Source organism: Pseudomonas sp. HN11 (assembly GCF_021390155.1).
Lineage (GTDB): Bacteria > Pseudomonadota > Gammaproteobacteria > Pseudomonadales > Pseudomonadaceae > Aquipseudomonas.
Genome location: NZ_CP089985.1, coordinates 3379331 through 3395724, shown reverse-complemented (window position 1 = coordinate 3395724; position 16394 = coordinate 3379331). Strand labels below are relative to the sequence as shown.

General features: G+C 61.6%; 13 protein-coding genes and 1 pseudogene. 6 read left to right on the top strand and 8 right to left on the bottom strand.

Translation table 11 applies throughout. From position 1 onward, the window contains the following. Positions 1-42: 42 nt before the first annotated feature. The 4 genes and pseudogenes from LVW35_RS15300 to LVW35_RS29220 all read left to right on the top strand — a co-directional run. Positions 43-1458 (top strand): diaminobutyrate--2-oxoglutarate transaminase, encoded by a 1416-nt coding sequence (locus LVW35_RS15300; RefSeq protein WP_233890927.1) that lies wholly within the window; start codon positions 43-45, stop codon positions 1456-1458. Positions 1459-1522: 64 nt separating this feature from the next. Beyond that, a complete protein-coding gene (locus LVW35_RS15295) occupies positions 1523-2662 on the top strand; it encodes an efflux RND transporter periplasmic adaptor subunit (RefSeq protein WP_233890926.1) in 1140 nt (379 codons plus the stop codon). 1 nt (position 2663) lies between these two features. Continuing rightward, complete coding sequence (locus LVW35_RS15290) at positions 2664-5756, top strand: multidrug efflux RND transporter permease subunit (RefSeq protein ID WP_233896484.1); 3093 nt, start codon at positions 2664-2666, stop codon at positions 5754-5756. A gap of 17 nt (positions 5757-5773) precedes the next feature. Continuing rightward, positions 5774-5884 (top strand): annotated as a pseudogene (locus LVW35_RS29220) (DUF7740 domain-containing protein); the annotation flags it as partial. A gap of 5 nt (positions 5885-5889) precedes the next feature. Here LVW35_RS29220 and LVW35_RS15285 read toward each other — a convergent pair. The 8 genes from LVW35_RS15285 to LVW35_RS15250 all read right to left on the bottom strand — a co-directional run bounded on the left by LVW35_RS15285 (position 5890) and on the right by LVW35_RS15250 (position 13910). After that, the gene (locus LVW35_RS15285) at positions 5890-6462 is read right to left on the bottom strand and encodes a TetR/AcrR family transcriptional regulator (RefSeq protein ID WP_233890925.1); all 573 of its coding nucleotides are present in this window, start codon (positions 6460-6462) and stop codon (positions 5890-5892) included. Between the two features lie 108 nt (positions 6463-6570). Continuing rightward, positions 6571-7281: an SDR family oxidoreductase gene (locus tag LVW35_RS15280; protein WP_233890924.1), complete on the bottom strand. Its 711-nt coding sequence runs from the start codon at positions 7279-7281 to the stop codon at positions 6571-6573. Beyond that, positions 7274-7588, bottom strand: coding sequence for a Dabb family protein (locus LVW35_RS15275; RefSeq protein ID WP_233890923.1), 315 nt, complete (start codon positions 7586-7588; stop codon positions 7274-7276). The genes LVW35_RS15280 and LVW35_RS15275 overlap by 8 nt, the downstream gene beginning before the upstream one ends. Further along, the gene (locus tag LVW35_RS15270) at positions 7581-8453 is read right to left on the bottom strand and encodes a sugar transporter (protein WP_233890922.1); all 873 of its coding nucleotides are present in this window, start codon (positions 8451-8453) and stop codon (positions 7581-7583) included. Before LVW35_RS15270 ends, LVW35_RS15275 begins: the two co-directional genes overlap by 8 nt. 9 nt (positions 8454-8462) lie before the next feature. Next, positions 8463-10184, bottom strand: coding sequence for a thiamine pyrophosphate-binding protein (locus tag LVW35_RS15265; protein ID WP_233890921.1), 1722 nt, complete (start codon positions 10182-10184; stop codon positions 8463-8465). Next, on the bottom strand, positions 10181-11374 hold the full coding sequence (locus LVW35_RS15260) for an enolase C-terminal domain-like protein (protein ID WP_233890920.1): 1194 nt from the start codon (positions 11372-11374) through the stop codon (positions 10181-10183). Before LVW35_RS15260 ends, LVW35_RS15265 begins: the two co-directional genes overlap by 4 nt. Next, complete coding sequence (locus LVW35_RS15255) at positions 11361-12239, bottom strand: alpha/beta hydrolase (RefSeq protein ID WP_233890919.1); 879 nt, start codon at positions 12237-12239, stop codon at positions 11361-11363. The genes LVW35_RS15260 and LVW35_RS15255 overlap by 14 nt, the downstream gene beginning before the upstream one ends. A gap of 15 nt (positions 12240-12254) precedes the next feature. Continuing rightward, a complete protein-coding gene (locus LVW35_RS15250) occupies positions 12255-13910 on the bottom strand; it encodes a GH3 family domain-containing protein (protein ID WP_233890918.1) in 1656 nt (551 codons plus the stop codon). 314 nt (positions 13911-14224) lie between these two features. Here LVW35_RS15250 and LVW35_RS15245 point away from each other — a divergent pair, with 314 nt between their 5' ends. Both LVW35_RS15245 and LVW35_RS15240 read left to right on the top strand, forming a co-directional pair. Beyond that, positions 14225-15211 carry an aldo/keto reductase gene (locus LVW35_RS15245; RefSeq protein ID WP_233890917.1) on the top strand — a complete coding sequence of 329 codons (987 nt, stop codon included), beginning with the start codon at positions 14225-14227 and terminating at the stop codon, positions 15209-15211. Between the two features lie 21 nt (positions 15212-15232). After that, positions 15233-16390 carry a hypothetical protein gene (locus LVW35_RS15240; RefSeq protein ID WP_233890916.1) on the top strand — a complete coding sequence of 386 codons (1158 nt, stop codon included), beginning with the start codon at positions 15233-15235 and terminating at the stop codon, positions 16388-16390. The last annotated feature ends 4 nt before the right edge of the window (positions 16391-16394 follow it).

Below are 16394 nucleotides of genomic sequence, written 5' to 3'. Positions count from 1 at the left end.
CAGTCCCACTTGCTTCCACACCCAGCCTCCATGGAGGATCTCATGAGCGCTTTTTCGAATGCCACGCACGGTGGTGCGCCACAGCTACGCCTGGCGCATACCGGCCTGTCCCACCCTTATTGCCTGGACCTGACGCCGATGCTCGAGCGCCAGCAACAGCAGGAATCAAACGCCCGCAGCTACCCACGACGCATCCCCCTGGTGCTTGAACGCGCCTATGGAATCTACGTACAGGACAGTCGCGGGCAAGTATTCGTCGATTGCCTGGCTGGCGCAGGAACCCTCGCGCTGGGCCATAACCACCCCGTGGTCATCGAGGCGATCACGCACGTGATGGCGGCCGGTGTGCCCATGCATACCCTGGACCTGATGACGCCGGTCAAGGATGCCTTCGTCCAGGAAGTCTTCGGCTGCCTGCCGGCAGACTTCGCGCGCAACGCGCGTATCCAGTTTTGCGGCCCCAGCGGTGCGGATGCCGTGGAAGCCGCACTCAAACTGACTCGCACCGCAACCGGTCGTCATTCGGTGCTGGCGTTCGAAGGTGCTTATCACGGCATGACCCTGGGCACCTTGGCCATCAGCGGCAACCTGTCACCAAAAAATGCCCTCGGCGCCTTGATGCCGGGCGTGCAACGCCTGCCGTACCCGCATGATTACCGCTGCCCGTTTGGTGTTGCCGGCGATCAAGGTGTAACCCTCAACGTGCGCTACCTGGAACATCTGCTCAACGACCCGGAAAGCGGTGTGACATTGCCGGCTGCGATGATCCTGGAGCCGATCCAGGGCGAGGGCGGTGTGATCGCCGCGCCGGACCGCTGGCTCCAGGAACTGCGACGCTTGACCCGTGCCCACGGTATCCCGCTGATCGTCGACGAAATCCAATGCGGCATTGCCCGCAGCGGCCGTATGTTCGGTTTCGAGCAATCGGGTATCACCCCGGACGTCATCACCCTGTCCAAGGCCATCGGTGGTGGCCTGCCGTTGTCGGTCATGGTCTATAACGACGCGCTGGATGTCTGGCAACCCGGTGCGCATGCCGGCACTTTCCGAGGCAATCAATTGGCTATGGCGGCCGGTACGGCGACCTTGCGCTTCATCCGCGACAATGACCTGGTGGCCCACGCCGAGACGGTCGGCGCGCACTTGCGCAAGCAGTTGCAGGCGCTGCAAAGTGAATTCGCCTGGGTCGGTGATGTTCGCGGCCGTGGCCTGATGCTCGGCATGGAAATCGTCGACCCGTGCGGGGAGCCTGATGTACAAGGGCATCCGCCGGTGGACAGTGCGCGGGCCAAGGCTTTCCAGCAGGCGTGCCTCAAACATGGGTTGATCGTCGAGCTGGGTGGGCGTCACGGAGCAACGGTGCGCTTCCTGCCGCCGCTGATCATTACCGAGCAGGAAATTGATTTTGTTGCGCAGATCCTGTTCCAGGCCGCCCACTCGATCGCCACGCAGCCCTGATCGAGCGATGCCCGGTGCCTGCCAATGGCATGGAAGTGCGCATTTTTCAGCGTAAGGACGACACATGCACAAGGCTGTATCGACACTGCTGTTTGCTGCGCTGGCCCTTGGCGGCTGCGACCCTGCGCCGCCGCCCGTGGCGTCCAGGACGCTGCCGGCGCAAGTCAAGACCCTGACCGTACAACCCCGCGCCTTTGCCATGACTGCCGAGCTGCCGGGCCGCATCGAGCCGGTGCGCGTCGCAGAAGTGCGCGCGCGGGTTGCCGGGGTGGTGCTGGCGCGGCATTTTGTCGAAGGCAGTGACGTCAAGGCCGGTCAGTTGCTATTCAGCATCGACCCGGCACCGCTCAAGGCCAAACTGATGCGGGTCGAAGGTGATCTGGCCAGGGCCGAGGCGGACGTCTATCGCGCCAACGCGCATGTGCAGCGCTACAAGCAATTGGTCGAGATCAATGCGGTCAGCCCGCAGTTATTTGATGACGCGATGGCCGACCTCAAGCGCGCCAAGGCCGACCGTCTGGCCGCAGAAGCTGACCGGGCCACCGCACAACTCAATCTGGATTACTGCCAGGTGCGTGCGTCGATCAGCGGTCGCATAGGCCGTGCGCTGGTCAGTGAGGGCGCGCTGGTCGGCCAGGACGAGGCCACACAGATGGCACGGATTCAGCAACTGGACCCGATCTACGCTGATTTCACCCAGCCCGCCGAACAGGTCGTGGCGTTGCGCCAAGCGGTGGCCAACGGCCGCCTGGTGTTGCCTGGGGAGGGTGCGCCCCAGGTCTCGTTGCAGGTTGGCACACCGGCGCAGACTCTCGTGGGCAAGCTGCTGTTCTCCGATATTTCCGTAGACCGCAGCACCGGCCAGGTGACCTTGCGCGGTGAGTTTCCCAACCCCGATAACGTGCTGCTGCCCGGTATGTACGTAAGGGTGGTGGCGCCGGCTGGGGTCGACCCACAGGCGTTGTTCGTGCCGCAGCAGGCGTTGCAGCGTGGCACCGACGGACAAGCTCGGCTGATGCTGGTCGACGCCCAAGGCGTGATTCGGGAGCGCATCGTCAGCACCGGCGCGATGCTCGGCCCCGACTGGCAGATCATCCAAGGCTTGAAGGCGGGTGAGCGGGTGGTGGTGGAACGGGCCGACAAGCTCAGCGCCGGTAGCAAGGTCCATGTCGAAACCCTGGCTGCACGACGGGCCACAGACTGAAATGGCCGACTTCTTCATTGAGCGTCCGAATTTCGCCTGGGTCATCGCGCTGTTTATCGTATTGGCTGGCGCATTGACGCTCGGCCGCTTGCCGGTCAGCCAGTACCCCGACGTTGCGCCGCCGCAAATCAGCGTGAGTGCCAGCTACCCCGGCGCGTCGGCACAGATCATCAACCTCAACGTCACCAGCCTGCTGGAAGAGGAGCTCAACGGCTTGCCGGACTTGCTCTACTACGAGTCCACCAGTGCCAATGGCAGTGCAGATACGACCGTCACCTTCAAGCCGGGCACTGACCCGGATCGCGCGCAGATCGACGTGCAAAACCGCCTGCAACGGGTGGTGGGGCGTTTGCCCCAGACGGTGATCGAGCAGGGGTTGAAAGTCGAGCAGGTACGCGCGAACTTCCTGATGATCTATGCCCTGTCGTACACCGACGAGCAGCAGGATTCGGTCGGCCTGGCCGACTTTGCGGCCCGCGCGGTGAACAATGAAATTCGTCGTGTGGACGGGGTCGGTCGCGTGGAGATGTATACCGCCGAACGCGCCATGCGCATTTGGGTCGACCCGGCGAAGCTGGTGGGTTATGGCCTGTCGATGGCGGACGTGAGCAAAGCCATCGCGGCGCAGAACGTGCAGGTACCGGCCGGTAGCATGGGTGACCGCCCGGGCCCGGTGGACCAGCAGATAACCGCTACCGTCATGGTTCAGGGCCAGTTGGAGTCGGTGGGCGCGTTCGGCAATATTGTCCTGCGCGCCAATGATGATGGCGCCAGTGTGCGGATTCACGATGTGGCGCGGGTGGAACTGGGACGCCAGGACTACCGCTTCGATGCGCGCCTCAACGGCAGGCCCGTGGCCGCCATGTCGGTGCAACTTGCGCCGGGTGGCAATGCGTTGCAGACCGCACAGGCGGTCAAGGCGCGTCTGGAGCATCTGTCGAGCACCTTGCCGGGCAATATGCGCTTGAGCGTGCCGTACGATACGGCACCCTTTGTCCAGGCCGCGATCAAGCAGGTCGTCTACACTTTGATCGAAGCCATGGTCCTGGTATTCCTGGTGATGTGGCTGTTTTTGCAGAAGCTGCGCTATACCCTGATCCCGGCAGTGGTTGTGCCGGTGTGCCTGTCGGGCACACTGGCAGTGATGGGGGTGTTGGGGTTTTCCATCAATATGATGACCCTGTTCGGCATGGTCCTGGCCATCGGCATGCTGGTGGATGACGCCATTGTCGTGGTGGAAAGTGTCGAGCGTTTGATCAACCAGGAGCGCCTGTCGCCCAAGGACGCGACCCGCAAGGCCATGCGTCAGATCAGCGGCGCGATTGTCGGCATTACACTGGTGCTGGCAACGGTGTTTTTGCCGCTGGCCTTCATGGGCGGTTCGGTGGGCGTGATCTACCAGCAGTTCGCCTTGGTGTTGTCGGTATCGATTCTGTTCTCCGGGTTCCTCGCGCTGACCCTGACGCCGGCGCTGTGTGCGGCATTACTAACGCCTCTGGATCCGACACGGCGGGAGCCTGGGTTCAACCGCCATTTTGATAAGTTGACCGCACACTATGAGCGCGTTGTCGGCGCCTGGGTGCGGCGGGGCACTCGCAGTGTTTGCCTGTACCTGTTATTGCTGGCGGTGCTGGTGTTTTCCTATCACCGCTTGCCATCCTCCTTTATTCCCAGTGAGGACCAGGGCTACACCGTCACCGATATCCAACTGCCGCCAGCGGCCTCCGCAGCGCGCACCGAGGTGACGGTGAACGCCTGGGAGCAATACGCCCTGGCACAACCGGCCACCCACCAGGTGCTCAGTATCCTGGGCTTCAGCTTTTCGGGCGAGGGGGCCAATGCCGCTTTATCGTATATCAGCCTCAAGGACTGGTCGGTTCGCGGCTCGGAGCAGGCCAGCCGCGCCGTGGCACAGCGCGCGACCCAGACCTTTGAAGATGTCAGCGACGGCACCGTGTTCAGCACCGTGCCGCCGGCGGTCGATGGCCTTGGCACGTCCGCCGGTTTTGAACTGCGCCTGCAAGACCTGACCGGCCACCCTCACGGCGAGTTGCTGGGCGCCCGCGCGCAACTGCTCGCCGCGGCCAAGGCGTCCCCGGTGATCGGCAGCCTGCGCGATGAAGGCCTGGCGGACGCACCGCAGATCAAAATCGACATCGATCGGGAAAAAGCCGAGGCCCTTGGTGTGAGTTTCGATGTGGTCAGCGCCGCGTTATCGGCGGCCCTGGGCTCACAGCAAATCAACGAATTCGCCAACCAGGGGCGCATGCAGCGCGTGATCGTCCAGGCCGACGGCAGCCGCCGCCAGACACCCGAAGCGCTGCTGCGCCTGCAAGTGCCCAATCGGCAGAATACACTGGTGCCGCTGGAGGCCTTCAGCCGTTTCGAGTGGCAAGTCGGCCCGTTGCAGATCGTGCGTTACAACGGCGCACAATCGCTGCGCTTTACCGGTGACGCCGCGGCCGGCTACAGCACCGGCCAGGCGATGCAGGCATTGCAGGACATCGCTACGCAACTGCCGGCCGGTTTCAGCCTGGAATGGGCCGGGTTGTCTTTGCAGGAGCAACAATCCAGTGCCCAGGTACCGCTGTTGATCGGTCTATCACTGTTGACGATCCTGCTGGTACTCGTGGCCTTGTATGAAAGTTGGGCGATACCGTTTGCCGTGCTGTTGATCGTGCCGGTTGGCGTGCTGGGTTCAGTGGCTGCCGTCACCGTCATGGACATGCCCAATGACGTCTATTTCAAGGTGGGCTTGATCACGATCATTGGCCTGTCGGCGAAGAACGCGATCCTGATTGTCGAGTTTGCCAAAGCGCTGCATGCCCAAGGTGCGAGCCTTGCAGATGCAGCGATCCAGGCCGCACGCCTGCGCTTTCGCCCGATCATCATGACGTCAGCGGCATTTATCCTGGGCGTGGTGCCCCTGGCGCTCGCCACCGGGCCGGGTGCTGCCAGCCAGCAAGCGATCGGAACCGGGGTTGTCGGCGGAATGCTCGCGGCAACAGTACTAGGCGTGTTGTGGGTGCCAGTATTATTTGTGAAGGTGATGTCGGTTGCTCAAAGACTTTCAGGGGCGCCGAAAACATTTTGACTGGGCTCTAGGACGGTAACGAAGCCGTCAGGGCTTCGGCCAATAGCGTGGTCAAGAAGTTACCGCGCAGCAAACGCGATCTGATCTACAAGGTGATCGACAGCCGGAGTCCACTCGAGCGCCAATGAGCCGCTCAGCGAATTTGCTTGCCTACATTGAATCGAAGCAACATTAACGCCGCATCGCATGCATCACTCGCAAAGTGACGTCCACTGAACGCCTGAGCGCTCACCGTCGCGCCGTCCAGCAGCATAATGATGTAGGTCGCGAGTGTCGTAGCGGTCTCTTGTGGGTAGTGACGGATGATTTCATTTTCTACAAGTCCATGAAGCTTGCGCTTGTAATCGAGGGCAATCTCACGGATATCCGAGCGTTCCGGGAATTCGGCCACCGCTCGACCGAACAAGCAGCCTGCGAAGCTGGTCGAGCAGAACCACTGACCTCGCCAATCAAAGATCGAAATGATCTTCTCTTCCAGACTGGGTTTTTCGTCCATACGCGTCTTCAGTTGCTTGAGCAGATGATCCGAGCGCTGTAACAGCACGGTTTTGACCAAGTCCTCTTTACCCGCGAAATTACGGTACATCGTCATCCTGGCGACGCCAGAGGCTTCAATGATCCAGTCGACGCCCACGGGGTGAAAACCGTACTGGGAAAACAGGTTGGTAGCAGTGTCGACGACATGCTGCTTTTTCGATACGGACAACTCGGAACTCCAGGCTCGGGCAGCGGAAATGGGCGAAAACCGTAACATTCTGATATAGACCAGTCTATCTCAGTCTTGATTCAGAATTTCGCCCAGGCGTCGCAAACCTCAGGTTAATGTCACCGTATCGCCGCCATCCACAGCCAGCACAGTGCCGCTGATCATCGGGTTGGTCGCCAGCAACAGGGCGGCCGAGGCGATGTCCTCAGCAAGCGCGATGCGCTTGACGGGCAGTGATTGGCTGCGCTGGCGCATTTTTTGTACCAGTGCTGCGGGATGCATGCCAGTGTCGACAAAACCCGGTGAGAGCACGTTGACCCGCACCGGTGAAAGCTCGCTGGCCAGCCCACGTGCCAGCCCCTCAATGCCGGCATTGACTGCGCTGATCAGCGCAGTTTGCGCACCGGCACGCTGGGCAAAGCGCCCAGAGACCAGCGTGAGCGAGCCGTGCTCGGCAAAGGTGGCGAGCCGGGCAATGTGATAAGCCGCCCAGAACTTGCTGTCGAAGATGCGCTGGGCATCCTCCAGAGAAACGCTACGCAGTGGGCCGAAGGTCAGCGAGGCGGCGGTGACGACAATATGCTTCCAGCGCGTCGGTCGGGCGAAGAAAACCTCCAGCTGCGCCGGTTGCATGACGTCCAGTGCCTCGGTTGCCACGTCCGGGCCGATGTCGTGCGCAGCTTGATGCAATCGCGCCGTACTGCGCCCGGCCAGGGTGACTCTTGCTCCCTGCTGGTGGAACAGTTTGGCGATTGCAAAACCGATACCGGCGGAGCCGCCGATGACCAAGACCTCAGTAGTGGGTTCAAACTCAGGCATAGCGGTCTTCCTTCTGGTGCAAGGGCGCAGGGAGGGGGTAATCGAAAATCAACATCTGGCACAGCGCGCGCAACCTGGGGCGCAAGCCCGCGTGCAGCGGATGTTCCCGCCAGCCAGGGAGTACCGACTCGTCGGTAAACGTCAGGATAAAACCCTGGTCAAAGCCCAGCGAACGCTCTCCGCTGTCTGCGATCACCTCCACCGCGACCAGGCCGGGCACCTGGCCGGGAAATGCGTGCAGTTCCTGCAGCAGCGCGGATACGGCGGCCGCTTCAGGGCTTTTGAGCAAAACAATGCGCTTAAACATGGACGTTCTCCCATTCGATCAAATTGCTCAGGCGCGGGCCGCTGTCGAAATCACACACCACGGTATCGCCGTGGCTGAGGTGGATGCCGGCATCGGCGCTGTTGCGATCGGCGCCCAGGTACAGGTAAATCAGCGTGCCGGGCAGGCGCAGCGACGGGTGCTGCCAAAGGGTTCCGAACAGGTCGTCGGCGTCATAGCACAGGCACGACAGGCCGGTGCTGAAGCCTTGCTCCCAGTGCAGGTTGCCCGCTCGGTAGATAGAGGTTTTGCCCTGTATCAGCTCGGGCAGGGGCTGACGGTAGAGCAGGTGGGAGATGGCGCTGGGTTGCAACTTGGCGTAGGCCAGGTAGTTGCGCTTGGATTTGGCCAGGACGATATCGGTCAGGTCGTTGCCGAAGGTGTAGCCGATATAGTTCGGGCGGCTGTCATCGGCCACCAGAAACAGCGCCACCACTTCAGCTTCTTCGCATGCCGACAGCGCGCCGTGGTTCATGCGCAGCACGTCGCCGCTGCGCTTGAGGGAGTCGGCAAAGCCCTTGATAAAGAAGGCCGGGCGCTCGCCGTGTTGTGGTGGTTCCGCGACTTTGCTCTGATGGGTCAAGCCAAAGCCGCACACCATGCCTTGGCGTGGGTCGGGCGGCTGCAGGCAGGGCAGCAGCTCGAAGCCGGCAAGGTCCGCGACGATCAACGGCGCAGGGCTGTGCTCGCGCAGGTATTCCAGCGGTCCGCCGGGGTATTCACCCGCCGGTGTGTCGCGCAGCAGCGTGTACAGATCGCTCACCGGATAAAGGGTGTAGGGCCCGACGGAGCTGGGGCGGGTGACGTAGCGCTGGCCGTCCCGCGCGCATTCGAAAATGATCGACATGAGAAGCTCCTAGAGGGTCTTGATTTCAAGCAAGGCAGGCTTGCCGTGGGTGTGCATGTAGGACAGGCAGTCGGCGATCTTTTCCTGGATCTGCGCCGCAGTCTCGGCACTGCCAGGGCTGTAGAGGTCAAAGGTTTTCGCCAGGGCAACAAAGTCCACCTCGTTCTCATGGAAGCTGGTCGCCAGGTTCGACAAGTCGCTTGGCCGTTGGCGCAGGTTGGCAATCCGTTCGGCATGCTGCTTGGAGTTGAGATAGAGGCGGTTGTTGATCACCAGCACCAGCAGTGGAATGTCGTAGGCGGACAAGGTCCACAGGGCGCTCGGCGTATAGAGCAGGTCGCCATCCGATTGCAGGTTGACGCACAGCCGGCCGCTGCCTTTGTGGGCGACCGCGGCACCGATTGCAGCGCCCAGGCCATAACCCAGCCCGGCGCCGCCGCTCATGCCGATATACGCCTCACTGCGCTCGATAGGCCAGAGTTCGCGCACCAGGGTGTCGATCGTCACGCTGCCGGTGTTGGTCAAGACCCAGCGTTCGTGGCCGATGGCTTCATGAATGGCGATCAGTGCCTGGGCGATGGTCAAGCCGTCGGCGGGTTGGGTGACCTGCGCCAGCAGCGCCTGGCGACGCACCTGCTTGTGGGCCGCAATGCGCTTGTTACGTTCGTCGACCAGCGCCTGTGCCGTGTTATCGCGAGACGCCGCCGATACCCGCGCCGCCTGTGCAATTCGGGTGATGGAGGCCGCCACGTTGGCATGCAGTGCCAGGTCGGCGCACACCAGTTTCTGACTGTCGGCCACCCAGCTGCTGATCAACAGCGAGTGGGTACCCAGGGTCGCGATGTAGAGCCCGTCATGGGGGTGTTGCCCGGAGTGGACGAGCAGCCCGGACAGGTCCTGAACTTCCAGGGCCAGCAGAAAGTCGCAGTCGCCCATCAGTTGTGCATCGTGGTCCTGGACCACCAGCGGATGGGTATTGGGCACGTTGTAGCGGCCGTTACGTGAAATCACCGCCGCGCCTGTGAGGGTGGCGAGCCCCAGCAGTTGCTCGGCCTGCTCGTCATCCAGCGCGGCGTAATCAATCGCGATCACGGGGTGTTGCGCCGCCAGCATGCGGTTCACCAGTTCGCTCAGTTGCTCATCGTCCAGTGCCGGCAGGCGTTCCGGGCGAACCGGACCGGATGGCAGTGAGAGCCCTGGAGCCAGTGACTCCTCCTGAACCGCACTGTCGATGGCGACATAACAAGGGGCGTGAGGCTCGGCCGCGCACAGCTTGAGCGCCCGTTGCACCGATTCCAGCGTGGCGGCCTGGGAAACCGGCATATCGGTCCATTTGGTGTAGCCCGAGAGCAACTTGTCGATGCCTTGGGACGTGTGGATCCAGTCGATCCAGGGGCGACGCAGCGCGGCATCGATCGGCCCGTTGCCGCCCAGCACCACCAGCGGGACCCGATCGCACCAGGCGTTGAAGATGGCCATGCTCGCGTGCTGCAAGCCGATATTGGCATGCACCAGTACCGCCATATGCTTGCCGCTGGCCTTGTAATAACCGTGGGCCATGGCCACCGAAATTTCCTCGTGGCAGCACATCAGAATGGCCGGTACAGCCGTGTCGGGGTGATGCACCAGCGAGTCATGAATGCCGCGAAATGACGCGCCGGGGTTGAAGCAGACGTACTCGATGCCCTGGTTGATCAGAAGGTCGACAAGCAGATCGGAAAAATACTTCATCGCGCACGCTCCATGTGAAGAGATTCGTTGGGGTGTCTATCAGCACCGATTGCACAGTGGTAAGGCTGTACATGGGACGTCAGCCGGCAGCCAAGGCCCGCTCGCGTCGGGCCGGGCAAGTGAATAACGTTGTGTTCCCTATCAATGGTCGGCATCGGTTCGAGCAGGTCGGTGTCGAAAAAACGATCGTGTTGTCCGGCTTCCACGCCGATAAAACCCTCGTAGGCCGTGAGCAGCGCACGGTGCGCGGCGATCAGCGGGCCAACTTCGGCGACTTGCACGCCGAGGTAAACGGGCAGCCCCCACGCGTGGCATTGCTCGATCATTCTTGCGCTGGCCAGCAGCCCGCCGCATTTGGCGACCCGAAGGTTCACCGCATCCAGCGCCTGGTGTTGCCAGGCTTGCTCCAGGCTGGACATTGAGGTGACCGACTCGTCAAGCATGATTGCCACGCCATGCTTGAGCCGGGCCTGGCGGTAATCTTCCAGGCTTCCGGACGGCAAGGGCTCCTCGAACAGCGCGATGCCCAGTGCGTGAAACTGCCGCGCGTTGCCGTGGAGTTGCTCGGCCGACCAGCTCATATTCGGGTCGACGTACAACGCCAGGGTCGGCGCCAGTGCCCGGATGGTTTCCAGGCGTTGTTGGTTGGCGTGCGGATCGCCGGCCAGTTTGAGCTTGAGCGAGCGCAACGGTTTGCGCTGTTCGAAGAACGCCTGCACCGGTTGCGACAGGTCGAGTACCTGGGTGATGTTGATTTGCGCGGGCAGGGCGCGGCGTGCCGTCGCAGCTGCCTCGGTGATGCGCAGCAGGTAGGCGGACAACGGCAGGCCGGCCTGTTGAGCCAGTGCGTCGAGTACCGCCATTTCCACCACGCACCGCGTGTTGTTACCCAGGTCGTCACCGGCCTCGAATGGCAGGCCATGCTCATACAGCGCGCGACCCCGGTCGACGGGATCGCCGCTGGCCAATGCGCGCGCCAGCTGCGTGAAGTCGAGGCTGCGCAGCTGCGCCAGCACCGACTCGCAGTCTTCGCCGGTCACGTAGCGGCGCGGCGCGCATTCGCCGATCCCGGTAAAGCCGCCGCGGGTCCAACTGAGCACCACGCTGTCTGACGTGTGTCGTCGGTGGGCACCGTGCACGAACGGGTTGGCCATGGGTTGGCGCACGAGGTAGACCTCAGGCGGCGTCATAGGCGTAGCGTCCGTTGGCTTTGACGAAATCTGCGGTGAACTGCACTACCTGGCCCATCGCCGGGGTGAAGAACAGGTAATGCTTGTCCTGATTCACCAGCAGGGTAGAGCCGTTGCGGCACAGACGCTGGAAGTGGCCGACGGTGGCGTTTACATCCACCAATGGGTCTTTGTTGGCGCAGATAAACAGGCTGGGTGCGTCGATGGGCCGGGCATCGGGCGCCAGGTAGACCTTTTCCAGCGCCAGCAGTTTTTTGCGCTCCCGATGGTGCAGGTGAGTGGTGGCCAGCGCGTCGTTGCGGATGAATTCGGCCAGATGCGGGTTGGCGGTGAAGTCGTCGGGGTTGAGCCCCGCATCCCACAGCGTCTGCCTGTCGTCCAGGTCGATGCCGGCGCGCTCCTGTTCACTGAGCCGGTCGTGCATCTTGCCCAGCCAGGCCGAGCAGATGACGAGGTTGTCATAGGGCAGCTCGGCGTGGGAGCAGCTTGCGATGGCGGCCAGCACCGATCCGCCCAGGCAGTGCCCGAACAGGCAGAGCGGCACATCGTCGGGCACTTCGCGGCGAATGTGTTCGATGGCGGCCGAGGCATCCTCGTGTAGCGTCCGCACGTCCGGGAACCCATGTTTCTGACCGCTGCTGATACCGCATCCTTCGCGGTCCAGGGCGTAGAACGCGATGCCCAGGTTGGCGAATGCATTGCCTACCGACCACAACCAACCGGCGTGGCTTTGCAGTCCATGAAAATACAGGATGGCGCCTTGCAGCCGCTGCGGGCGCCAGGCATGCAGGGCCATCCGGCGGTCTGCCTGAGCCAGGTAGTGGACTTCACGCGCAATGCTGTGCTGAAACAAGTGCATATTCATGAATGCCTCTCAAGATCAGAGTTGCTGGATGCCCAGCAGGGACAGGTCGGGTTGGAAGGGCTTGTACTTGATCTGCAGGGTTTTCCTGGCGGCTTTTTCCTGTTCGATCGCCATGGAGATCGCGTTGCCAGGCACAGTGATGACCTTGATTTGCCCCAGACGCTTGCTGGAACGCTTGGACTCGTACTCGATATTGATCGCCTGCAGATGCCCATCGAGTAACTGGCTGAGGCTCTCCGATTCACCGCAAGGCGCGCCTGCCGCCTCGATGGCCACGGCGTAATAGGGCGTTTCGTTCCAGACCGGGGCGCACAGGTAGAGCCCGGCGTTGGGGATGCCACACATCTGCACCGCTTCGTGCAGTTGGGTCTCGGTGATCTTTTCGCCAGTGAAAGAATGCATCACCCCATTGCGCCGGCTGAAGCTGATACGCGGCACGCCACGGTAGTAGCCGTGCACGCGATAGATGTCGCCGGTGTACATGCGCACCATGCCGTTACCCTGCCACATGACCAGATGGTATTCGTCGCCTTCCTTGAGCTGATCCAGGGGCACGGTGTACGGCTGCACCTGATCACGTATCAGCGCATCCATGTCCACTGACACGGGAATGAACTCGAAGAACGCCTGATCCACCGCCAGCGGCTGGCTGTCCTGATCGTCATCCACCGGCAGGGTCACCACGCCTTCGGTGCCGCATGACATGAACGGCAGCACCTTGGCCTGCCCCATGATTCGCTCCAATTGTGGCTTGTAGAGCTTGGCCGACGCGGCAGTCCAGCAACTGAAGCGCTCCAGCCCCGGCCATACATCTGTCAGCGACACGCCGTCGCGGGCCAGCACGCCCTCCAGCCGGCGCGCAGCCGCGGGGTCAGCCGCCCGCAGGAGGCTACCGGCATGGGCGCCGTCGTGCAGGTCGCGCAGCAGGCGTTCACGGTTTTCCAGCAGGCAATGGTGCAGGGAGAGCAGGGTGCTGGGGTTGATGGCCGTGAGTAATCTGACGTCCTCACCCAGCGTCCACAGCAGCCGCGCATACATCTTCTGCTCATGGCTGGCATCCGGCGTCGGCGTGAACCATGGCGCTTCATACCAGGGCGGGTTCCAGTCGCCGCTGCCGATCTGCGGGTGGCGGTTGCTGATCGCCTGGTAGGGCAAGCCTTCAACGTACTCGTTGCTTGGGTCGCGCACGGTTTGCGTGTCCAGTGTGGCCCACGGATTTGCGTGCAGGGCGGGGTAGTCATGGGCAAAGAACCCCCACATGGCCTGGATGGCCGGCACCCGATACTGACGAATCCAGTGCAGTGTGTAGGGAATGCGTTTGGACTGCCCGGTGGTGCCGCTGGTCTTGAGCCAGCGCACCACCGGACTGCAACTGAGTATCCCGCCTTTTTGCTGGCCTTCACGCACTAGAAAGTCGCGGAACCCTTCATAGGTCATGACCGGGATATTGGTACGGGTAATCCTGCCGTTGCAGTGGCTGACCTGAAAGACGTTTTCTTTCCAGAACAGCGACTTCTGGCAGACGTGAATGATGTCCTCGAGCACGTGTTCCTGGGTCTTGAGGGGCTTGTCGAGCCTTTCCAGATAGTTCGCTTGCGCTTGGGCGCATTCCGCTTTGAAGGTCGGCACCCTGCGCTGCCAATGGCCGATCCAAGAGTCCATCTTGCCCATGCGTTCGTCCTCGATCTCGTGGAAGGGAAGAGAGACTGGTATGTCTCTGTTGGCAGTGTTTAGACCCTCAAAATATTTGTGTCAATATGTTTCTATTTATTGGATCCAATCATTTGGTTTGGGCTTGATGAACATTTTCAGCTGATTATTTTCATTTAATAAATTGATTTATATCGTTTATTACCCCTATTTCGGCTCTTGTCAGGGCCATTCGAAGCAGAAATAAAATAAAATATTTAGAAACATTATGTTGACGGGACGTCGATAATTTGAAAAAGATGTAGAACGATCAGTATCACAAGGAGGGCGATTCCATGGTTTCGAAGATCACGTTGGGCACGCAGGGTCTGCACGTTGGCCGCATAGGACTGGGCTGCATGGGGATGAGCCAGTGGTATGGCGCCACGGATGACAACGAATCGCTGCGCACCTTGCATCGAGCGTTGGAGCTGGGCGTGGACTTCTTCGATTCGGCCGAGGCCTACGGGCCGTTTACCAATGAGCGGCTGTTGCAGCGCGCTTTTGCCGGGCGCCGCGAGGAGGTGGTCATCGCCACCAAGTTCGGTTTCCGCATCGTCGACGGCCAGATCGTTGGCGTGGACAGCTCTGAAAGCAATCTGCAAAGCGTCGTCGAGGCCTCGCTCAAGCGCTTGGGGACCGATTACATCGACGTGCTGTACCAGCACCGGTTGGATCCTGCGGTTCCCATCGAAGAAGTGGTGGGAGCGATGGGGCGTCTGGTTGAGCAGGGCAAGGTCAAGTACCTGGGTCTTTGCGAGGTGGGCACGCGCACCATCGAACGCGCCCATGCCACTCACCCGATTTCAGTGATACAGGGCGAGTACTCGTTGTGGGAGCGCAATGTCGAGCAAGAGATCCTGCCATTGCTGCACAACCTTGGGATTGGCTACGTCGCTTTCTGCCCATTGGGCCGCGGGTTCCTGACCGGCAAGGCGGCCAGCGCTACCCACTACGACGCCAATGACTTCCGCCAGCAAGACCCGCGTTTTCGCGAAGAAAACTTCGCCGCCAATACCTTTTTGACCGAGTCGATTCTTGCGCTGGCCGCATCGTGGTCGATGACGCCTGCGCAGTTGGCGCTGGCCTGGTTGCTCACGCGCAGCCCGCACTTGGCTGTGATCCCCGGCACCAAGCGGGTCGCCTACTTGGTAGAAAACGTGGCCGCCGATGCCTGCGTGTTGAACGACGAGCAATTGCAGGCGATCGAGGCGCTGCTTGGACAATGGGCGGTTGCCGGTGAGCGCTACGAACAGCGAATGATGCAATTCATCGACCGATAGGTACTGCCAGGGAGGCCGGGTATGCAGCCGCACCGCTTGCTGGACGAAACCGAACAGCGGTTTCATCAGAATTTCCTTAATCGCAACGGCAACACCCAAGTGACCACGTTGCTCACGGTGCCGGGGTGCGTCAGTCCGCTGCGGGCGTGCAAGGCATTTGGGCAATTGGTCGCCGACTATGGGTTTCTGCGCCAGAAGATTGTACCTGTCGGCAACGACAGGTATGGGTTCGTGGCCGTCGAGGACGAGGTGCAGTCATTACCTTGCGCAACACCTGCATCGTTGCTATCCGACGCTTTGCTCAAGCTTGAGCTGAACCGCCTGCTGGCTGATCAGGAAGGCTGGCGGGCACTGGTGGTGACCGACCCTGAGATCGACCAGACCCATATTCTACTCACGCGTAACCATGCGATCTCCGACGGTTACAGCACCGCCAGGTTGGTCAATAGCCTCGCCGGCTATCTGGGGGAAATGCCCGCCAATCTCAATGATCGGGCGGCGCATGCGTTCCACCTGCGCCTGGCGCATTGGCGCGGTTCACCCATCGAGACAGGCAAAGCCAGTCACGCCGATTTTGTCCGGTTGCAGGTCAGCAGCGTCGCCGAAAAACGCATTGATCAGCTGCGCGCGGCGTCGGGTTTCAGCACCAACGCCATCTGGGGTGGGGTCTTGGCTCATAGCTATCTCAGGCATTCCGGCGCGCCTGCGTTTGATTTATTCACCGCGTATTCACGACGTGAGCCTGGCGCCGATCGGGCTCCACTGACCAAGGCCTGCTTGATTGAAGTGCGCAAAACCACGCTCGATAGCCAGAGCCCGGATATGTGTGGGTGTATCGAGCGCTATGCGCAGGCGGTGGCCGAGGGCAAGGCGCGCTTGGGAGCACATGAAGAGACGGTGCTCGACCACACCCCGCGGCCCGCCCTGGCGTTTACCAACACCGGGCCGCTGGACCGCTACCTGACGCATCCCGCGGCGGCTGTGCTCGGCTTTTCGACCTTGGTCAACCGCTCCGGCGGCAATTACGACTTCGTCCTGCATTTGAGCCGGTTCAATGGCACCTGGCATGCAGCGCTGGCCTTCAGTTCGCTGAAGGTCGAGCGCTCAACGGCGCTGGCGTTCAAGGCGCAGATCGAGGCGGTGCTTGAGGCACTGCCCGCTGCGTTCAACATCCCGTGAGGAA